At 59.5% G+C, this 19,479-nt stretch carries 19 protein-coding genes; 4 read left to right on the top strand and 15 right to left on the bottom strand.

The genetic code is table 11. From position 1 onward, the window contains the following. The first annotated feature begins 98 nt into the window (after positions 1 to 98). On the top strand, positions 99 to 1,013 hold the full coding sequence (locus ACP3RB_RS08375; protein ID WP_426699025.1) for a shikimate dehydrogenase: 915 nt from the start codon (positions 99 to 101) through the stop codon (positions 1,011 to 1,013). Between the two features lie 96 nt (positions 1,014 to 1,109). Here ACP3RB_RS08375 and ACP3RB_RS08370 read toward each other — a convergent pair whose 3' ends face one another. From ACP3RB_RS08370 to ACP3RB_RS08345, 6 genes are all read right to left on the bottom strand, one after another. Beyond that, positions 1,110 to 2,402 (bottom strand): MFS transporter, encoded by a 1,293-nt coding sequence (locus tag ACP3RB_RS08370; protein WP_426699024.1) that lies wholly within the window; start codon positions 2,400 to 2,402, stop codon positions 1,110 to 1,112. 243 nt (positions 2,403 to 2,645) lie between these two features. Then, positions 2,646 to 3,845, bottom strand: a complete 1,200-nt coding sequence (locus ACP3RB_RS08365; RefSeq protein ID WP_426699023.1) for a hypothetical protein — start codon at positions 3,843 to 3,845, stop codon at positions 2,646 to 2,648. 155 nt (positions 3,846 to 4,000) lie between these two features. Then, entirely contained in the window at positions 4,001 to 4,876 is an 876-nt protein-coding gene (locus tag ACP3RB_RS08360) for a glycosyltransferase family 2 protein (protein WP_049345952.1), read from the bottom strand. 49 nt (positions 4,877 to 4,925) lie between these two features. Beyond that, a complete protein-coding gene (locus tag ACP3RB_RS08355) occupies positions 4,926 to 5,303 on the bottom strand; it encodes a DUF2304 domain-containing protein (RefSeq protein WP_060824149.1) in 378 nt (125 codons plus the stop codon). Positions 5,304 to 5,305: 2 nt separating this feature from the next. Continuing rightward, positions 5,306 to 5,992 carry a glycosyltransferase family 2 protein gene (locus tag ACP3RB_RS08350; RefSeq protein WP_424826983.1) on the bottom strand — a complete coding sequence of 229 codons (687 nt, stop codon included), beginning with the start codon at positions 5,990 to 5,992 and terminating at the stop codon, positions 5,306 to 5,308. Between the two features lie 253 nt (positions 5,993 to 6,245). Beyond that, complete coding sequence (locus ACP3RB_RS08345; RefSeq protein WP_426699022.1) at positions 6,246 to 8,267, bottom strand: DUF6541 family protein; 2,022 nt, start codon at positions 8,265 to 8,267, stop codon at positions 6,246 to 6,248. Positions 8,268 to 8,672: 405 nt separating this feature from the next. Here ACP3RB_RS08345 and ACP3RB_RS08340 point away from each other — a divergent pair, with 405 nt between their 5' ends. The 3 genes from ACP3RB_RS08340 (at position 8,673) to ACP3RB_RS08330 (ending at position 12,075) form a co-directional block, all read left to right on the top strand. Then, the gene (locus ACP3RB_RS08340) at positions 8,673 to 9,215 is read left to right on the top strand and encodes a flavin reductase family protein (protein ID WP_070507457.1); all 543 of its coding nucleotides are present in this window, start codon (positions 8,673 to 8,675) and stop codon (positions 9,213 to 9,215) included. Positions 9,216 to 9,347: 132 nt separating this feature from the next. Next, complete coding sequence (gene argE / locus ACP3RB_RS08335) at positions 9,348 to 10,577, top strand: acetylornithine deacetylase (RefSeq protein WP_426699021.1); 1,230 nt, start codon at positions 9,348 to 9,350, stop codon at positions 10,575 to 10,577. Positions 10,578 to 11,070: 493 nt separating this feature from the next. Further along, positions 11,071 to 12,075 carry an MIP/aquaporin family protein gene (locus tag ACP3RB_RS08330; RefSeq protein ID WP_426699020.1) on the top strand — a complete coding sequence of 335 codons (1,005 nt, stop codon included), beginning with the start codon at positions 11,071 to 11,073 and terminating at the stop codon, positions 12,073 to 12,075. A 157-nt stretch (positions 12,076 to 12,232) separates the two neighbouring features. Here the strand turns inward: ACP3RB_RS08330 and ACP3RB_RS08325 are convergent, their stop codons facing one another. The 9 genes from ACP3RB_RS08325 to ACP3RB_RS08285 form a co-directional block, all read right to left on the bottom strand. After that, positions 12,233 to 12,730, bottom strand: a complete 498-nt coding sequence (locus tag ACP3RB_RS08325) for a HEPN domain-containing protein (RefSeq protein ID WP_426699019.1) — start codon at positions 12,728 to 12,730, stop codon at positions 12,233 to 12,235. Further along, positions 12,708 to 13,133 carry a hypothetical protein gene (locus ACP3RB_RS08320; protein WP_314704704.1) on the bottom strand — a complete coding sequence of 142 codons (426 nt, stop codon included), beginning with the start codon at positions 13,131 to 13,133 and terminating at the stop codon, positions 12,708 to 12,710. Before ACP3RB_RS08320 ends, ACP3RB_RS08325 begins: the two co-directional genes overlap by 23 nt. 233 nt (positions 13,134 to 13,366) lie before the next feature. Continuing rightward, a complete protein-coding gene (locus ACP3RB_RS08315; RefSeq protein ID WP_426699018.1) occupies positions 13,367 to 14,008 on the bottom strand; it encodes a VanZ family protein in 642 nt (213 codons plus the stop codon). A gap of 225 nt (positions 14,009 to 14,233) precedes the next feature. Further along, positions 14,234 to 14,686 (bottom strand): fluoride efflux transporter FluC, encoded by a 453-nt coding sequence (locus tag ACP3RB_RS08310; protein WP_294629803.1) that lies wholly within the window; start codon positions 14,684 to 14,686, stop codon positions 14,234 to 14,236. Then, on the bottom strand, positions 14,686 to 15,090 hold the full coding sequence (locus ACP3RB_RS08305; RefSeq protein ID WP_426699017.1) for a fluoride efflux transporter FluC: 405 nt from the start codon (positions 15,088 to 15,090) through the stop codon (positions 14,686 to 14,688). The genes ACP3RB_RS08310 and ACP3RB_RS08305 overlap by 1 nt, the downstream gene beginning before the upstream one ends. Positions 15,091 to 15,555: 465 nt before the next feature. Continuing rightward, a complete protein-coding gene (locus ACP3RB_RS08300; protein ID WP_303978500.1) occupies positions 15,556 to 15,741 on the bottom strand; it encodes a hypothetical protein in 186 nt (61 codons plus the stop codon). A 177-nt stretch (positions 15,742 to 15,918) separates the two neighbouring features. After that, a complete protein-coding gene (locus tag ACP3RB_RS08295) occupies positions 15,919 to 16,620 on the bottom strand; it encodes a TetR/AcrR family transcriptional regulator (protein WP_060824138.1) in 702 nt (233 codons plus the stop codon). A gap of 274 nt (positions 16,621 to 16,894) precedes the next feature. Next, entirely contained in the window at positions 16,895 to 18,550 is a 1,656-nt protein-coding gene (locus ACP3RB_RS08290) for a sensor histidine kinase (protein WP_426699016.1), read from the bottom strand. Between the two features lie 93 nt (positions 18,551 to 18,643). Continuing rightward, positions 18,644 to 19,387 carry a response regulator transcription factor gene (locus ACP3RB_RS08285; RefSeq protein WP_005507990.1) on the bottom strand — a complete coding sequence of 248 codons (744 nt, stop codon included), beginning with the start codon at positions 19,385 to 19,387 and terminating at the stop codon, positions 18,644 to 18,646. Positions 19,388 to 19,479 lie beyond the last annotated feature (92 nt).

Raw genomic sequence — 19,479 nt, 5'->3', positions numbered from 1 at the left:
TAGAAATTATTTTTATCTTCTTCCCAAATCCAGTGCGCATTTGGTACGGGTTCAAGAAAGTAGGTGCATCTTAGGGGGCGGACACGTACAGTGAAACTATGAGTTTGCGTACTGAATCTTTCCTGGTGGGCCTCATTGGTGACGGCATCACCTCCTCACTGACCCCTCCCATGCACGAGGCGGAGGCGGACGCGCACGGGGTACGCTACCTGTACCGCCCCGTCGATCTGGATGCCCTGAACCTGGACGGCGCCTCCGCCCCGGCGCTGCTGGATGCGGCGGCACTGCTCGGCTTTAACGCGTTCAACATCACGCACCCGTGCAAGCAGTCGGTCATGGAGCACCTGCACGAGCTTTCGGAGGCGGCGCGCGCCCTGGGCGCGGTCAATTGCGTGGTGATTGGCGAGGACGGCAGCTTCTACGGCGACAACACGGACTATTCGGGGTTCATTGCGGGTCTGAAGCGCGGCCTGCCGCAGGTGGCGGAGGATCCGGCGCGCCTGGAGCACGTGGTGCAGTTGGGTGCTGGCGGTGCCGGTAGCGCCACGGCGTACGCGCTGTGCCGTCTGGGGGTGCGCCGTCTGAGCCTCTTCGAGCGTGACGCGGCGAAGGCGCAGGGGCTTGCGGAGCAGCTGGGTGGGCTCTTCCCGCAGACCCGGGTCGAGGTGCTAAGCGGCGATGAGCGTCTCGTTGAAGCTCTACTGGAAGCTCGGGGTTTGGTGAACGCAACCCCGGCGGGTATGCACGTGCATCCGGGTATGCCGTTGAGTGAGTCGGTGCTGAGCGCCGGGGTGTTGCGTGAGGGTCTGTGGGTTGCGGATGTCATCTATCTGCCGCAAGAGACGCAGCTGGTGCGCGCGGCGCGTGCCGCCGGGTGCGAGGTGCTGACGGGTGGCTATATGGCGGTGGGTCAGGCGGTGGATGCGTTCCGCCTCTTCACCGGGCTGGAGCCGAATGCCGAGCGCATGGCGGCGCATTTTGAGGCGCTGATTGCGGCACAGCAGGGGGTTTAGAGAACTAAACGCAGAGAACTAAATACAGGTGGGGCTGGATAGTTATCTATCCAGCCCCACCTGTATTTATTCTGTATACGGAATATATTGTGCGGGCTACGCGTCCAGCTCCGCAAGAGGCTTCTTGTACCCCTCACGAGCCGTCAGTGCACCCAACGCCACGAGCACGCACATGGCGACCGTGAACACGGCGGGCAGCACCGCATTGTGCAGGTCGGCACCGGCGAGGCTGGTCGCTACGGCGGGGGCAACGCCTCCAGAAATTGCGAAGCCAATCTGGGTACCCAGCGCCAGACCGGTCACGCGCACGCGGGTCGGGAACATCTCCGCATAGAAGGCGGGCCACACGCCGTTCGCCATGGAGTAGAGCGCACCGTGCATGAGCACACCGTAGGCGAAGATACCCACCCAGTTACCCTCGGCAATCGCGCCGAGGTACGGGAACATCACCAGGGAAGAAGCAACCGCACCGGTAATGAACACGGGCTTACGACCAATCCGGTCGGCGAGCATGGCGGCGAGCGGAATCGCAATCAGACCGAGAGTGTTGGAGGCGACCGGCACCAGCAGCATGGTGCTGCGGTCAAGGCCGTAACCCTTGGTGGCGAAGGACAGTGCAAAGGTCGTGAAGACCATGTTCACGGTGTTGACCATGGCGCACACGGCGATGGTGAGCACGGCGCGCTTGTGGTGCTTGAAGACCAGCATGAGCGGGGATTCGGTGAGCTTTTCGCGCTGCAGGTAGGCGGGCGGCTCGGAGAGGGTGCGGCGAATCAGCCAGGCGGTCACGACCACGAAGGCGGAGAGCCAGAAGGGTACGCGCCAGCCCCAGGTGAGCAGGTGCTCGTCCGGCAGGGCGGCGAAGGGAATGAACACGGCGGTTGCCAGCAGCGAGCCGAACTGGGTGCCTTGCAGGGTCCAGCTGGTGGTGAAGGCGCGCTGATGCTCGTTGGCGTGCTCCAGGGAGATGGAGATGGAGCTTGCCTGCTCACCGGCGGCGGAGAGGCCCTGAAGCATACGGCAGGCAACCAGCAGAATCGGGGCGATAATGCCCGCCTCGCTGTAGGTCGGCAGGCAGCCGATCGCGAAGGTGGCGGCACCCATCAGGAAGAGCGTGAGCATGAGGACGAATCGGCGGCCGTAGCGGTCTCCGAGGGGGCCAACGATCATGGCGCCGAAGGGGCGCACAACGTAGGCGACGCCCACAACCACCATGGATTTGAGGATGCCGATGGCGGGGGTGTCTTCGGGGAAGAAGATGCGGTTGAGCACGATTGCGGCGGCGGTGCCGTAGACGGCGAAGTCGTAGTATTCGAGGGCGGAGCCTATCCAGCTGGCGAGGGCGGCTCGTCGTGGTGATCGGGCGGGCGCGTCGGTGCGTCGGCTCATGGGTGGCTCCTTCGGTGGTGTACCCGTTGGGAGGGGCGGGGTCGCGGTGTGGGCGGCCCGCGCGGTTTGTCAATGTGCCCTTCCAGTGTAGGGAGCACCCCGCGCGTTTTCCATAGGTTAACCTAAGTTCCCAGAGTGTGAAGTAGTAATAGCGGGCGGACGCCTCCAGCAGCAGCCAGTTCATGAGCAATAAAAAATGAGGGGTTGAGCATAATATCTGCTCAACCCCTCATCATTTATTTATTAAATACTCTCCATCTCAGCGTTGCCGCTACTCGACGCAGAACGCGCATGCCACACCATCGCAACCACATGTACTAGCAGGCCAAGCATCGGCCCCGCATACAGGGCAAGAAGAGTGCGAGTCAGAAGAGGCAACGGCGACACCGCCACCACACAAGCAACCACAGCCGCCAGCACCCAACCAGCCACATACGAACGGTGCATATTCAACGCAATCACCAGCGACCCCGACAGCACCAGAAGCGCCAGGAAAGCAGAAGCAAACACCAGAAGCGCAAGCACCGGAGAAGTCACCACCTGAGCGTACGCTTCAACCTCTGAAGGCTTCGGCGGATAAAGCAGACCAAACAGCCACGGCCCCAGCACATAAGCCGCCGCAGCGCCCACAAGACCCACACCCAACAGCGCACCAGCAGGCTTCGCAAAAGCACGCAACGGGTGGTTCTGCTGCTTCAAGAAAGCAGACACCGCTACACCCTGAAAAGCCTGCAAAGGAATCATAATCGGCGAGCGCGTAATCGAAATCGCCAGAATCAGAACCGCCAAAATAACCTGCTGTAGCGGGTCGTTTGAATCGATGCTAACGTTCAGCAGAAGCGGCAAGCCCATCATAAGAACCGCGTTAGCGGTGGACGACCCCATCGACAGCGTGTAGTTATACAGCAGACGACCCGCGGAAACATCCGCACGAGAGCTAAAAACTCGCCGAGCTTCTGGAAGCAGAAGCACCATCAGCAGCCACAGAAGCACCGGAGAAACCGCTGCGGCTTCAAGACCGATGAGATGTGCAGAGACCAGACCGACCGCGCAGATAGCTACGATACGCCAAATAGCGTCGAACCCCGACACACTCGCGAAGAGGTACCAGCTTTCCTGGCCAGCAGCCGCACCGTAGAGAGTCATGTGCATAGCGTAGAGAGCCACACCAAAACTCAGAAGAAGCACACCGCTAAACCCGCTCAAGGGAATCTGGGCAGAAGCCCACAGAGGGCTCGTCGCTAAGGTCAGACCGCCCACAATAAGGCCCACCAGAGCACCCACGGGGGCAATACGCGCACCAGTTTTACCATCGCGGCGTGCAGTGCCCACAGCGCGGGTAGCTTCCTGCTGGATACCTACCACCACGCCGTAGAGGGCAAAAAGAAGCGACCAGAAGAGAAGGAACTCCGTCAGGCTTTCGCCCTCCAGAAACCGTTTCACAATAACGGTAATTCCCAAAGAAGATAGTGCAGCTAAACCGGACGATCCCAAAATTGCCATTGAATGACCACGAGTCATTTTCTTCGGCTGGGACTCTGCCGATGATTCCACGCTATCTCCGTTCTCTGCTGGTCGCACCTATTAGATTGAAGTCTTTACTTTACGACGTGCTCGGCAAGGTTCTTAACACCCTGCCACTTCTTCGCCAGAGCCGCCTTCGGCAGCAGAGTTAGCGCGTGAGCACGCGAGGAGAAGCGAATACGAGCCACACGAGCAGCCTTCGTCCAACCCAAGGCAGTCATCTCTTCAACCATGGTGTTGTAGTAGCGGCGCTCCTCCTCAAAACGGGTACCCTCCAGGGCACGCCAGGACGAGTCAGAACCACCGTGGCGGCGGTACATGAACGCGACCTGCGGGTCGTAGTACAGGGAGCCGCCGCGCATCGTAATGTCGAGGATCAGCGCCATGTCCTGGATAACGTTCAGGCCCTCGCGGAAGCCGGTGCCCACGATAGCGTCCTTACGCCAGCCCAGGGACGGGAAGTAGAACCACGCGCCGCGCAGCAGGGAGGTAGCCAGCTCCTCACCCTGCAGAACAGCCTCACCCTTGGGGCGGTAGAACGCCTTAGTCTGCTCCACCAGGGTGTTCGACAGGCCGTTATTCTCATCAATCACGACCACGCCGGGCTGGAAGATAGACGCCTCGGGGTGCTTAGCCGCCGCATCCACAAGCCACTGCACGTAGTTGGGGAGCATGACGTCGTCAGCACCCATGACGGTGACCAGCTCGTTCTCCACGAAGGTCAAGCACTTGCGGTAATTCGCGTTCGCACCCAGGTTGGTTTCATTACGCATGTAGGTGATGCGCTCGTCCTTCAGCGACTCGAACCAGCCGGGAATCGAGTCGTCCGGGTAGCCGTCATCGACAACAATCAGGCGCCAGTCCGGGTTGGTCTGACCGACCACAGACAGCACAGCCTGCTTCATCATGGCGACGTCGCCGTAGTAGGGGAACAGAATATCAACGGTCATGAGGTATTACTCCAACTCACAAAAATGGAAAGTCTCGACAGTAAAGCTTTTAAGAATCCTGCTGGTTACGCTTCTTCGCACCGGCGGCGCCCTCCGGCTGCTCCTGAAGCGCCTTCAAAATGGCGACTTCCTCAGCCAGGATGCGGGTCTTCTCCGACAGGCGCGACAGCTCCAGGGTCAGGTGAATACTCACACCCATCAGCAGCAGAATCGACAGCAGGAACAGCAGATTCACCGGCAGGGCGACGCCCACAAAGTCCGCCACACCGTTCAGAAGAGTCGGGAAAGCACCCAACACAATGATGATGGCACCAATAATCAGCCACAGGGCGGCGTACCGCTCCTTCATGCGCTGGTGACGCACCTGAATCACCACGAAAGTGCAAACCAGAATGGCAAGAATCAAGAAGAAAACACTGGCGCTCACGGCTACTTCTCCTCGGGGCGGCGGCTCACCGAAATGCCGTAGGCAAACAGTGAACGAACCAGATAGACAGCAGACTTCAGCGGACCGGAGGAGGGAGTACCTCCCTGGCGTTCACGCATATGCACCGGAACCTGACGCACCCGCAAACCGTTGCTAATCGCCATGGCGGTGATGTCGATCGTGTCACCCAGGTATTCGGCGGGCAGGTTGCGGCAGTAGAAGTCGATACCACGGCGGCTAGCAATCTTAAAACCGCTGGTCACATCCGTGAACGGGGTACCCGCCGCGCGGGTAAACAGGAACGACAGCAGACTCATCGCCCACTTACGCGGACCCGACACCTCGTAGTCCACCGCACCATCGGCAAAGCGGGAACCAACCACGATGTCGTAATCCTCCACCGCCTCAATAAGCGAGGGGATGCTCTCGGGGTGGTGCTGACCGTCCGAATCCACCTGCATGGCGTAGTCGTAACCCATGCGCTGCGCGTACTTGTAGCCGGTACGCATGGCGGCGCCCACACCCATGTTGTAGGGCAGGTCAATCACAAAAGCACCCGCCTCACGAGCCACAGCGGAGGTGTTGTCGGTGGAGCCGTCATTGACCACCACCAGGTCCACGAAAGGCACCGTCTCCTGCAGCTCAGTAATAGTGCCGGGCAGTGCTTCTTCCTCGTTCCATGCGGGCATAATCACCAGCGTACGAGGATACGTGCGGGGGGTAAGAGGCGATGTGGGAGAACCCATAGGGCAGCTACCCCTCCTAACAAATGTGTCTTACCGTGCGTGTGAAAGCCGGTATGCCCTAGTGGACATACCGGCTTTCATCATATCAGTGGTTCCGCAGTATCTCAGATTTAGCGCCAGAATGCAGACCAGTGCACGAATTTCTGCAGATGCGTTCACCCCTGTAGGAGCACTGAGACACCGTTTAGTTATCGCATTATTTATCGCAGGCGCTAATGCGGTACAGAGTCATCGGACCCGAAGAGTACACCGGGGTCAGAACGTCCGTACCGATAGCAGCAACCATGCCGTCATAGTTCTTCTGCTGGGAGGGACCGAAGTTGCCCTGGTTCTCCAAGTGCACGTACCAGTGGACGTTGTACTCGTTCACAACGCGGCAGACTTCCGGGTTCGTGCGGGCATCCTTCAAATCCTTCAGGATTGGCTCATACTTCGGGGAGGTCTGGAACTCGAAGTGGTAGCTGGTCAGGTGACGGTCAGCCAGCGCGTAAATGTAGGCGCTACCGTCCCAGGGGTTGTTCGCAATGACGTCGCCCTTGGGAACGATCTTCTGGATCTCGTTAATGACGTTCATCTCATCCTGGTTCAGGATGTCGGAGGTCGGGGTCACCTGATACCTGTTCGCCACCTGCAAGGTTGCGTCGTGCATTGCCTGGGTACGGGAAGACAGGCCCGCAACCGCGAGCACCAGCACCATGGAGGCACCCATCATCACCGGGGCAACCTTCGCGTGCTTCTCACGCGGAATAGCATGCATGATGCGCACGAAGAGGCCCTCCACGGCGCCACCCAGACCGATACCGGCAAGAAGCACTGCGGGGAACACCACCAGAGCCGCCAGGCGGAAGTGGTCGGTGTACCAGGGAGCAACCATCAGCAGGCGGAAGTCACCGCGCGGCACCGAAGCCGCAACAATCCACATGTAGCCGACGAGCATCCAGCTGCCAATCAGCCACAGGTTACGGCGCTTGTACAGCAGGTAACCAACACCCCACAGCGCCAAGAAACCCAGCAGATATGCGGGAGCAAAATTACCGCCCAGCGGGTTTGCGTTCTCCAGGCCCAGGAACAGGAACTGGTAGACCGCCTCGCCCTCGCTCATGATGGCAGTCCACAGGTCGCTGGCTTCCTCGCTCGGACGCAACGTCAACCAGATACTGACGCATCCGGCGATGAGCGCCACCAGCACGCCGGTACCCACCAGACGCTCACGCGTGGACGCGCCGCGTGAGCGCAACACCTGCACCACGCCACCCAGGAGCATAGGCACCGCAAACACGGCGGCAGAAACCACGGCGTTCGGATGCACTAGAGCCAAACCGCCCAGGCCCACCAGAATCGTCAGCGACAGGGACAGCACGAAGGAATACTCGCGGCGCACCATGAGCTGAATCATGTGCAGCAGCAGCGCCACGAACGCGGGCAGTAGGGCGTAACCAAGAAGGTTCGGGAAGAGCACACCCCAGAACAGCAGCAGACCGGGGAACGCAAAGAAACCGCAGGTCAGCGCCGGAATAGCGAGCGCCTGCAGGGGGCGCAGATGCGGAATGCTCAAGCACATTGCCACCAGGGAGCAGGGCCAGATAATGCCCGCCGCCAGCAGAATCATGACAATGGTTGCCGTAGCGATGCTCGTGCCGGTCGTGCTGTAAATCAGGTACACGAAGTCGTGCCAGCCCGCAGGATAAAAAGTAGGTTCCTGATTCGCGGCGGCAACCGCGCCCATGGTCAGGCTGGAGGCGTCTCCGTGCTCCTGAATCCAGCGGATCGCGTTCATATGGAATGAGTTATCGAGGGTCTGCGAGAACGCCTCGGGGCCAAAGACCATATGCTGGGTTGCGTGCAGGGTCAAGAAACCACCCAGCACCGCGCCGATAATGGGCCAAGCGAGGGGCACAGTGTTACCCGCCCAGTTCTCTGCCGCCTCGTTAGAGGCATCAGGTACGGCAGAGGACCAGCGGCGGCCCACCAGGTGCATCACACCCGCGGCGGCAGCCACCATCACGGCAGCGACCGGCACAAAAGAAATCAGGCTCCACGGAATGCCGGTCTTACCCAACACAATCGCCGAGACAGCCACCAGGGCAAAAGTCAGCAGCGGCGCATAAAAAACGCGCAGACGCGCAGGAACACGCAACGCCCAGCCCATCGCATAGCCCGGGCCAAAAGCCAACACGACCGCAAAAAGCAGCAGCGGAATAGTTGCCAACCAGCTCATTAACCCTCTTCTCCCCACAGTTCACGCACCGAAAACCCCTCAAATACGGGGCGCGGAACGCTTTTGAGTACCTAGCAAGGATACCCCAGAGCCCTCTTCACCCCCGCGAAACCCCCGCAGAAGAGAGGCGTAGCACCCACAACCCGCTACTCAGACCCAGAAGCGGGGCAGATGCGGGGCAACCGGCGGAGTGCATCTTCGACGCCCCCAACAGACAAAGAATATGACGTAATATTTCACGCCCCGCGTCATGAAAGGTATACCTAAGAAACATAGGGCAATAAATAAGGTGTTCAGCACCCATTAGCTTTACTCTGAAACATATCTCCCCTTAACTAAAGGGTCGCCCAGAGCATACACCCCAGGACGAACCCTCAAACGCAGCCGCAGAAGAAAGGGTCGATCATGACCGAAACCATTGCAGCACAGGCACCCCTCGCCGACACCTCCGAGCAGTTCAAGCTCGCCTTCGGCCACCAGCCCGCAGGCGTCGCCATCATCACCGCAACCGACGAAAACGGCGCACCCGCAGGTTTCACCGCCTCCTCGCTGACCTCCGTCGCCGCAGAACCGCCCATCATCGCCTTCTCCCTCAAGGCAAACAGCGGCTCCGCAGCAAAGATCGCGGCTGCGTCCTCCTTCCTCGTGCACATGCTCGACGCTGAGAATGTGACCCTCGCGAAGAACTTCGCAACCCACGACTACCCCCGCTTCGACGACCCCAGCACCTGGGAATTCGTCCACACCGGCGAGCCCCTCGTCCACGGCGTGCGCCGCGTACTGCGCGCAACCCCGCTCAGCCGCGTTGAGGCCGGCCCCGCACTCGTCTTCACCGCGCAGGTTGAAGAGTTCATCCGCAACGACTGCGAAGGCACCCCGCTGGTCTACCACTCGCGTAACTTCCACGCGCTGGGCGACCACTCCAACGTGAACAACTACAGCATCTAACCCCGCGCAGGGGTCACGGGGCGGTATTCGACGACCATGAGGCGACGAATACCGCCCCGCGGCGTACCCTGAACATAACAAGCGCACGCGGCACATGACAGCGCACAGCATTACAACGCAGAAGGAATAGTTATGACGGCTCAGACCACCCAGCCCGCATCCCTCCCCTGGCTCGAAAAGCTCATCGCGATTCCCACCATCTCCGGCAACTCCAACCTCGAACTCATTGAACTGCTCGAAACCGAGTTCGCCCGCTACGGCTACAGCGGCGTGCGCACCTACAACGAGGACGGCACCCGCGCTAACCTGCTCGTCACCATCCCCGCAGCGGACGGCACCACCCGCGGCGGCCTCATCCTCTCCGGCCACACGGACGTCGTGCCCGTTGCCGGCCAGGCGTGGGACGCCGACCCGTTCACCCTGCGCGTGGAGGGTACCCGCGCCTACGGCCGCGGTGTCTGCGACATGAAGGGCTTCCTCGCCGTCGCGCTCTGGCTGCTGCCGCGCGTTGCCGAGGCGAAGCTGCGCACTCCCCTGCACTTCGCGTTCTCCTACGATGAAGAAATCGGTTGCGTCGGTGCACCCTCCCTCATTGAGGAGTTCGTGGCGCGCGACCTCGCCCCCGACTACGCGATTGTTGGTGAGCCTTCCAGCATGCGCATTATCTCCGCGCACAAGGGTGCGCACCGCGGCCGCGTCACCTTCACCGGCGTGCCCAAGCACGGTTCCCTGGCAACCCACGGCGTGAATGCAGTCGCCGCAGCCGGCGAATTCATCACCTTCTTCACCGACATGGCGGACCAGTGGGAAGAAGAAGGCCCGTTCGACGAGTCGTTCATCATTCCCCACTCCACCGGTAGCGTGAACCTGGCAACCGGCGGCCTGCAGTACAACATCGTCGCCGAGCAGGCGGTCGTGGAGTACGATGTGCGCACCCTGCCGCAGGTGACCACCGAGTCCTTCGTGGAGCGCATTGACCGTGAGCTTTCGGAGGTGATTCTGCCCGATCTGCAGGCGCGCGCCGCACGCGCCGAAAAGCTGACCGGCGCGGAGCCCGGTAGCCTCACTTCCCGCGTGGGCGTGAAGCACGAACTGCTCGCCGCCGTGCCGGGTCTGGGTACCGCCGATGGCGCGCCGCTCATTCACCTGGCGCACGAGTGGCTGGGCAACGACGACGCACCGCAGAAAGTCACCTACGGCACCGAGGCGGGCCAGTTCCAGCGCGCCGGCGTGCAGAGCATCATCTGCGGCCCCGGCGATATTGCCCAGGCGCACACTCCGAACGAATGGATTGAGCTGGAGCAGCTGAGCGAATGCGAGCGCTTCTTCGAGGCGATTCTCGACTGGGCGAGCGCGAAGTAGCGGCCGAGTAGCAGCCAAGTAGCCGCGTAACAGCCCACGCGCAGCGGCACGCAGGAGCCGCCTAGAAACCGCTATAACTTAGAAACCTTAGAGTCTAGAAACCATAGAATCTGCCCGGTACCCCATACGAGGTGCCCGGGCATTTCTGTACTGATGGAAGGTGGTGTAGGCGGGGTTCACGTGTTGATTGATCTGCGGGTTTATCCGTGAATTTACCCACGGGTTCAACCGCGAGTTGAGAGAACGAGTCCAAGGTGTGGACTATGCCCGATTTTCCCCTCATTTTCCACATTTATTTTTAAACGAAAAACCCGAAAAACCGCTTATGTCTAAGGGTGAAATAACACCAAAGTATTGCCCTTCTAGGGGATTCAAGGTTCCATAGATGCCAAAGGGTAAACACGCCACCCAGGCGGCATAATCCACACAAAACCACACCTCCCTCACGCTCGGCACTGCACCACCCCGCAGTTCACTACCTGAAGGACACCCCGTGTACACCATCAGCCCCTACCTCGCCGAATTCTTCGGTACGCTCATCATGTGCACCATCGGCTGCGGCGTCATCGCCAACGTCGAACTTCGCCGATCCAAAGGCCACGGCGACAACTTCTTCACCATCGCCTTCGGATGGGGTTTCGCCGTCACATTCGGTGTCTACGCCTCCCACGCATACTCCGGCGGCCACCTCAACCCCGCCGTGTCCATCGGCCTGGCAGCCTACGGCGAGTTCCCCTGGGAGAAAGTCCCCGGCTACATCATCGCCCAGGTCCTCGGTGCAATGGTCGGTGCCGGGCTGGTCTACCTCAACTACCTGCCGCACTGGAAAGCAACCGCCGACAAGAAAATTAAGCTCGGCGTTTTCGGCACCGTGCCCGCTATTCACAACTACTTCACCAACACCCTCTCCGAAATGATCGGCACGTTCATGCTGGTCTTCTCGGCACTGTACACCGGTGTGAACTTCAAGCCGTCCATCAGTGGCGGTGTAGAACTCTCTCTCAACCTCAACGACGTGCTCAAGCCCCTCGCCTTCGGGTTCATGGTCGCCGTGCTCGTCATCGGTCTGGGTGGTCAGACCGGCTACGCACTGAACCCCGCCCGTGACTTCGGTCCGCGCCTCATGCACGCCCTGCTGCCCATCCACGATAAGGGCACTTCGCGCTGGTTCTACGCGTGGGTTCCAATCTGCGGCCCGATTGCCGGCGGTTTCATGGGCGGCGCGTTCTTCAAACTCTACTACGAGGGTCAGCTCAGCCCGTGGCTGTTCGTTTCCAGTGCCCTGGCGGTTGTGGTTCTGCTCTTCGCGTGGTGGGCTAATAGCCACCTGTACCGCGCACCCAGCTCCGAGGTCATTCCCGAGTTTGAGGACACCCACGCTACCGCGGCGGCACGCGCGGCAACCTACACGCCGACCGGTTCCATGCCGATCCTGCTGCCCGAAGAAGTGAAGGGCAACCGCAGCACCCGCGTCGTGAACCGGGTGACCGACGAGTAGTCTTCCCGTTTGGGAACTTCCCTGTATAGGGTTTCATCTAAAACAGCGAACCCCTCATTTTCATAACCTGCACAACACGAGTCAGGTTATGAAAATGAGGGGTTCGTTGCGTCGACCTCACGGAAGAAGCTTCGGAGGTGATGATGAGAAGTGCGCCTTAAAAAGGTCCCAGCTTAGGAACAAAAAGAGTCATCTCCTGAACGATATACTCTGCGTCTTCCAAAGCCTCTTCAGCTTCCTCCACAGCTATAGGCTCATAATCCAAACCGGGGTACTCAACCTCGTGGCGCGTTCGGCGCAAACGAGAATACAGCTTACCCACCGCATCATGAGGGCCTCTCTGAGCACGCAAAGCATCACCCACCACAATATGACCTCCCCTGGTAGTCGGACGCAGGCCCTGCACCGCCAAAACTGCAGTCATCGCCAACCTCGAAGCATCATAGAGAAGCGTATAGGCACCTTCCGGATCATCAACTACCAGCCGATGCGCCGTCTTTAGATGCCGGCGAGCACGCAACAACAAGCCTTGAGCATGCTCACGATTTACAGCAACCCGTTCCAATTCACCGGCATCAATCAGCTCAAGAATGCGCTCCCGGCCAACAGTCCAGGGACCAGGGGTTGGGGCATTAGGCTTCAGCGTGGACATCATTCACCTCCAGCTGCCCAAAGAGAACCTCCATAGGACGTGACCGCACAGTCTGTACGAAGCCATCCTGCGAGTTCCAAGCCTCAGGAGATAACCGCTTCACGTTCACCTCATAGCCAAGCTTCTGCTCAGCATCATCAATAGCCTCATATAGCTTCTGACGTGAAGGAGAACCAACAACCAGCACATCAATATCGTTCGGCACGTGCCCAGCCACTCCAGAACGACGGCTAGCCCACGAGCCATAAATAGCGGCACCCTCAATATTGGAAACACTCTGCAAAGTATCCCGGAGCACCGGAACAGGACCATAAGTTACCAAAATCAGCTGACGCATCGCCTGGCCCACCGGATTATCAACCTTGGCTTGCACCATGCGGGCCTTACCAACGTTCTGGACAGTCACTAGACCAGATTGATTGAGACGATTCACTTCTCGGGAAACAGTCGGCAATGAGGCGCTTGTTGCATCAGCAATCTGAGACACCGTGTACTGCCGCTCAGGGTGAGAGAACAGCAATGCCATCACTTCACCCTGCAGGTCACTACGCAAGATGGGAAGGAGGCTGGGAGCAGACGTTTTCATAACATGAATTATATCAATCATGTTATGAAAACGTCTGCTAATCCAGGAATCTACTACGCTGCGGCGGTAGCCATTGCCAGCACCCGGTCACGCTTAGCCGCGCGGCGCTTCTGAATCGCGCGCACCACCCAAATGCAGACCGCACCGAGGACCGCGCCGGCAGTGTTATTCACGATGTCATCCACATCGAAGGTGCGGTAAGTGAAACCCGCCAGACCCCAGTTACCGGTCAACTGGCTCAACTCAATGAAGCTCGACAGCGCGAAGCCGCTCAGCGCCGTGGCGCGCAGACCCCAGCGCAAGCAGCCCGCAGTAAAGAAGCCCAGGGGGATAAACATGGCAACATTGAAGAAGAGCTGCGCATACACGGTGGTTGCGAAGCGACGCAGACCCATGCCGGCAGTCAGATCCCACGCCTGCTGCCAACTCCAACCCACATAGAAACGCGGGTAGTACAGCTCAGGGTTCGTGACGCTATTTGCGCTACCAATCGGAGTCAGCGTCAAAGAAAGAATCGAAGCAAGGAACAACGCGAAGGAGGCGGTCAGCAGGTACTGGCGGATGCTGTGCGCTCGACCGGTCTTCTTGGTACGCAGGCGCATACCAATAAATCCGATGATGGAGAGCGCGATTGTGAGTGCCGCAATCTCGATGGCGAAAGTGCCAATCATGTGTTTACTGAGCAGTTCCTGCATGCTGTGTGTTCCTTGGGTCGTGAGAGTGAGTTATATGAACTCCACCTGAATATATGCCTGTTCTAACATATATTCTTGGTGGTATATAGCGGGTTCCTGGTCATGCCCGCCGCATATCGTTCACCACCAGTGTAAAAGACCGCCCTATGGCTCACCATAAGCAAAACTGTGAAAAAGCTGTACACGCACCCAGGCACGCCACAAGAACCACCGCAGCCGGTGCCGTCAGTACAGAACATCCGGCGGGAACACCGGCGCAATATACCGACCAAACAGCAACACAAACAAGAGTGCACCCACAATCGCAGCCACCATCGCACCAAGCACCTGCACCAGCCACAGCATCAGGAACTTCACCGTCTTACCCTCGGAGCGGGCGGTCAGCGCCTCCACCATGGCGGTTGAGAACGTCGTAAAACCACCCAGCAGACCGGTCGTAATCACCGTGCACCAGAACGCCACCTCTTCCGTAGCGTTATAGTGAACCCCCAACGCGCGAGGATTAGACACCGGCATAATCAGCAGCCCGTACAGGAACGAACCCACCAGATTAATGACGAACACCGGGCTAATAATCGACGACTCCGTACGCAGGCGAGGCGACATCGCCTTATCCACGAAGAAGCGGGTCATCGCACCCAAACCGCCGCAGAGGAAAACCATCAGAGCAAAAAACATTAGCGGCCCTCCTCACCATCACGAGCAGGCGCCAGGCGGGACGCCACAAAACGACCCGTCAGCATGCCCGCTGCGGCGGCAACCAAACCACCCACGAGCAACACCAGAAGAGCAAGCGCCATGTACCCTTCGTGCACCGTGTACGGCAGAAAAATCGTCTGCGCCAAAACCGCCGCAATCGACGAATACGTCGTGTAGCCACCCATCATGCCGGCACCAAAAAGCAGGCGGATCGAATGAATCCGCTCCTCACCATCACGGCGCGCGTAAGCATTCCACAGCACCGTCAATAGGCCCAACGTGAACGAGCCCAGTAGGTTCGCCACCAGCACGCCGCCGGGAGTGTACACGCGGCACAGCGCACCCGTACCGCCACCCAAAAAGACAAGAAAAGGGGCAGGCACACGGCTCAGAACGGCTCCTATCCGCTGTTGGATACTCGCGAGGTTCCTCATCACCGTGCACCTGCCCTTTCACATCGCATAAGTCTTTAGAGAGCGCCGTAGCGCACACTAAATACTTTACCCTTACCCGAGTTTGTTACCCGAGTCAGTAGCGGCAGACTCGCGCTCATGCTGAATCTTCTCGCTCATCTTCTCACTCAGTTTCACCGTCGCAATCGCCGTGGACTGATTCTCAGAGACCATACGGTAGCCGGAGGCGAAATCGTAGAGCTTCTACTGGCGCTCCAATTGCTCACGCTGCGCCAGCAGCTCATTCTCGGTCTTCTGCAGCTGGTTGCGCTGCTCATCCAGCTTCTTCTTACCCTCAGCCAGCTCGTCCTTCTTCGAGGAGATTTCTGCGCGGCCCGCATCAACCTGCTTCTGGCTCTCAGCCAGGGTCTCACGCTGCTGATTGAGGGCATTCTGCTACTCGGTCAGCTGCGCCTGCTGAGCGTCGAGCTGCTCGATCATGGCGGAGGGTGAGCCTGCCGCCTCCGCCTGGGCGTAGCCGTCCTTCAGCTGTGCCTGCGCGTCGTCCAGCTGCTCCTGACCTGCACTAATCTGCGCCTGTGAGTCGTCGAGCTTCTTCTCATTGTCGGCAATCTGCTTCATGCCGTCCTCCATCTGGGAGGGGGCAGCGTGTTGGTTGGGTACGTTTGGTGTTTGCCCTGTAGTTTTGCCCTGCGTGACGAACGCTACTGCCTGTTTTTGGGCAAAAAACACCCCGCCCCGGGCACCTGCAGGTGAGGTGCCCGAAGCGAGAGTGTTGGAGCGGTGACGCTATGGGGCTTAGCTTGCGAATTCGCCCTGGACCAGACGGCCCAGGTAGTCGAGTGCTTCGAGGACGCACTGGCGCATTGCTTCAATGGCGAGTGCTTCGGGGTGGGTACCTTCGGGGGCTTCCGCTGCGACCTTGGCCGTCATTTCTTCGGCGCGGGTGAGGTAGTAGTAGACGCCTTCACCGATGGTTTCGGAGAGGTTGGAGGCGAAGACTGCCACGCGCAGGTAGGGCAGGTCGGGGTATGCCGCGAGGTACTGTTCGAGGAAGATGTCGTAGGTGCGCTCGAGGATGACGTGCGAGTATTCTTCGAACTTCGCGGGGCTGTCCATTTCGAGGGCGTAGAGCAGGTGTGCGAAGGGTGCGATGTACTCTTCGAGGGTGTTGCTCATGAAGACCTTGCGGGCGATGGAGAGCATTTCGGCTTCCATGCTTGCGTTTTCACCGGAGATGGTGAAGTCGCATTCTTCGAAGATGCGGTTGAAGTACTGGTTCATGCGGGTGACCAGTACGTCGTCTACGGAGGCGAAGTGGTTGAAGATAGTGCGGCGGGAGACGCCTGCGCGTTCTGCGAGTGCTTCTGCATTGAGGGCGCCGTAGCCGCCCTCGAGGATGAGGGATTCTGCTGCCTCAACGATTGCGATGCGGTTCTCAGCCTTGCGGGCGGAACGCTTGTCCGTGATGTTTGCGGGGGATTCAACAAGATTTGCCATGTTTTTTACAATACGCGCAATGTTTCACAGGGGGTAACCATTTGAGGGTTAGATTCACCACATATTTGCACTCAGGGTAATAAACTTGAAGTGCAGATTTAATGTTTACTCAACAAGCAATTTAGTGTTTTAGCACGTCAGAGTGCTATCACGCCCAAAATGCAAACCAAAGGGGCGGAGTGCACAACGCACCCCGCCCCCTCAAACACTTACCCAGGACACTCACCCAACTACCAGCTCGGCGAACCACCGAGTGAGCCACCGCGCAAGCGCATTAGGCGCGCGCCGCCTCCAAAGGCAGACGCACCGTAAAGACCGTATGACCCGGCTGACTCTGCACCTGAATCGAACCGCCGTGCGCCTGCACAATCGCCTGCACAATCGCCAGACCCAGACCGGTGGTTCCATCCGAACCGGAACGTGCCTTATCGGCGCGGGTGAAGCGGTCAAAAATCTTCGGCAAGAAGTCCGGGGCAATGCCCGGGCCGCTATCGGTCACGGTCACCACAGCCTCGCGGCGCGCAGCATCCACGGCCAGGCCCGCAGTCACGCGCGTACCTTCATCGGTGTGCTTGCGGGCATTCGAGAGCAGGTTCAGAATCACGCGCTGAATCTGGGAACGATCCGCCACAACCTCAACCGGCTCGTCGGGCAGGCTCAGGTGCCATTCGTGGGTGCGCGCCGCCGCCTGCATGTCGGAGGTACATTCAAGCACCAGCTCAGTCAGGTCGACGAGCTCAAACTTGGGTTCACGACCCTCATCCAGGCGGGCAAGGGTCAGCAGGTCCTCCACGAGGCGCGACATGCGCTCGGTCTGCGAGTCGATACGCGCCAGGGAGGACTGACCGGACTCACTGAGCGGCTCGGTCCAGCGGAGCATATCGGAATAGCCCTTAATGGCGGCAAGGGGCGTGCGCAGCTCGTGGGAGGCATCCGCAATGAAGGCGCGAATCTGGTGTTCGGTGCGTTCACGCACTTCGAGGGCAGAGTTCACATTATCGAGCAGCTGATTGAGGGCGTAGCCCACGGCACCCACTTCGGTGCGCGGGTCGGAATCTCGCGGCTCAACGCGCACCGCCGAGGAGATGGTGTGCTCCTCCAGGTCCAGGTGCGCCACATCGGTTGCCACGGCGGAGACTCGCTCCAGGGGCTTCATGGTGCCGCGAATAATGTAAGAGCCCGCCACGCCGGCACCGACCATCACGGCGATGGAGCCGAGGGACACCACAATCACAAAGATAGTGAGGGTCTGCTGTACGTTGGCGAGCGGAATACCGACCACCTGGGCGTCGGCGCTGCTATTAGCCTTCGGGGTGATTTTCACGAGGTACAGGCCGGATTCCAGTTTGACCTCTCGAACTTCTTCTTTGGTGGCGTTCAGCGCCATGGTTCCGAGGGTTACCTGGTCGTTGGCGGAGAGACTCTGCACGGTGCCATCCTTCGCGAGCTTACTGGCGATTTCTACGGCACCCTCGGATTCCACACAGGTGATGATGGTGCCGGAAGCCTGACCGGGCGCAAAGAGGGAGTTACTCTTCTGCAGGTCACTGCAGTCCACTTCTTCTCGCTTGCCGTCTCGGGAGGTCGGCTGCACTACGCGGTGGCTGGTTTCTTTGAGGTCGCTTTGCGCCTGCTGGTAGAGGGAGTTCTGCAGGGTCACGTAGGTGGACAGACCAATGATGAGGCAGGCAATGCCGAGGGCTACCACGAGGATGGCGATAAGGCGCGAACGCAGGTGGGGTACGTACCCGAGTTCTTCGGGGGATGCCTCGGGGTTCCTCATGCTCTTCCAGGCGGCGCGTAGGCGCACGAAGAAGTCCCCCGGGGAGGGCGCGGCACCGTCTCGTGCGGGGGCACCCGCGCGCAGGGGGCGGGTTGCTTCGTTATCCGGGGAGGCGGGTTCACCGGGTGAGTAGGAGCCCACGAGCATCCTTTCTTTCTATATTCGAAATACGGAATATAACTGATATGGCGCGGTATAACCGGGTGTTATACCGCGCCATATGAAGAGCAGAGAATAAACTTAGACGGCGGGACGTAGCACGTAACCAGCACCGCGCACGGTGTGAATCATCGGTTCGCGGCCCACGTCAATCTTCTTACGCAGGTACGAGATGTACAGCTCCACAATATTTGCCTGACCACCAAAATCGTAGTTCCAGACATTATCGAGAATCTGACTCTTGGAGACCACGCGCTTCGCGTTCTCCATGAGGTAGCGCAGCAGGTCGAACTGGGTTGCGGTGAGGTTAATCTGCTCGCCACCGCGGGTCACCTCGCGGGTGTCCTGATTCAGCACCAGATCGCCGACGACCAGCTCAGCGTCGTCAATGGCGGCAACGCCGGAGCGCTGCACCAGGCGGTGCAGGCGAATCATGACTTCTTCCATCGAGAAGGGCTTGGTCACGTAGTCATCCGCACCGGCGGCAAGGCCCTCGATACGGTTATCGACCGAGTCCTTAGCGGTCAGGAAGAGGCAGGGAACCTCGGGGTAGAACTTGCGGATACGGGAGAGCAGCTCCAGGCCGTCGAAGCCGGGCATCATAATGTCCAGCACGAGCACATCGGGGCGCCAATCGCGGGCAATCGCGAGCGCGGAGGGGCCGTCGCCTGCGGACTGCACCTCCCAGCCGATCATTTTCAGACCCATGCTGACGAGTTCTTTGAGCATCTCCTCGTCATCAACAACGAGGGCGCGGATGGGGCTACCGTCCGGGTGCTCTAGGGCGGGAAGGTTCTTTGCGATTTCGGTTGCTTTGCTGCTCATGTGATTAAGAGTATCGCGATTTAGGGTGCTCGGTGGGGCGGGAGCCGGTTTTCAGCCGCAAACTTATGGAATGCTTGCCCGCATCACAGCTG

The sequence above is a fragment of the Rothia mucilaginosa genome (assembly GCF_049990865.1).
GTDB classification, from domain to species: Bacteria; Actinomycetota; Actinomycetes; order Actinomycetales; family Micrococcaceae; genus Rothia; species Rothia mucilaginosa_I.
Note: the sequence above shows the minus strand (reverse complement) of the source record. Positions and strands in the feature narration are given on the sequence as shown.

Bases quoted from the DNA above. Each gene is read 5' to 3' on its own strand.
- ACP3RB_RS08375 (WP_426699025.1), top strand. From the start codon at position 99: ATGAGTTTGCGTACTGAATCTTTCCTGGTGGGCCTCATTGGTGACGGC.
- ACP3RB_RS08370 (WP_426699024.1), bottom strand. From the start codon at position 2,402: ATGAGCCGACGCACCGACGCGCCCGCCCGATCACCACGACGAGCCGCC.
- ACP3RB_RS08360 (WP_049345952.1), bottom strand. From the start codon at position 4,876: ATGACCGTTGATATTCTGTTCCCCTACTACGGCGACGTCGCCATGATG.
- ACP3RB_RS08350 (WP_424826983.1), bottom strand. From the start codon at position 5,992: ATGCCCGCATGGAACGAGGAAGAAGCACTGCCCGGCACTATTACTGAG.
- ACP3RB_RS08345 (WP_426699022.1), bottom strand. From the start codon at position 8,267: ATGAGCTGGTTGGCAACTATTCCGCTGCTGCTTTTTGCGGTCGTGTTG.
- ACP3RB_RS08340 (WP_070507457.1), top strand. From the start codon at position 8,673: ATGACCGAAACCATTGCAGCACAGGCACCCCTCGCCGACACCTCCGAG.
- argE (WP_426699021.1), top strand. From the start codon at position 9,348: ATGACGGCTCAGACCACCCAGCCCGCATCCCTCCCCTGGCTCGAAAAG.
- ACP3RB_RS08325 (WP_426699019.1), bottom strand. From the start codon at position 12,730: ATGATGTCCACGCTGAAGCCTAATGCCCCAACCCCTGGTCCCTGGACT.
- ACP3RB_RS08315 (WP_426699018.1), bottom strand. From the start codon at position 14,008: ATGCAGGAACTGCTCAGTAAACACATGATTGGCACTTTCGCCATCGAG.
- ACP3RB_RS08310 (WP_294629803.1), bottom strand. From the start codon at position 14,686: ATGTTTTTTGCTCTGATGGTTTTCCTCTGCGGCGGTTTGGGTGCGATG.
- ACP3RB_RS08300 (WP_303978500.1), bottom strand. From the start codon at position 15,741: ATGAAGCAGATTGCCGACAATGAGAAGAAGCTCGACGACTCACAGGCG.
- ACP3RB_RS08295 (WP_060824138.1), bottom strand. From the start codon at position 16,620: ATGGCAAATCTTGTTGAATCCCCCGCAAACATCACGGACAAGCGTTCC.
- ACP3RB_RS08290 (WP_426699016.1), bottom strand. From the start codon at position 18,550: ATGCTCGTGGGCTCCTACTCACCCGGTGAACCCGCCTCCCCGGATAAC.
- ACP3RB_RS08285 (WP_005507990.1), bottom strand. From the start codon at position 19,387: ATGAGCAGCAAAGCAACCGAAATCGCAAAGAACCTTCCCGCCCTAGAG.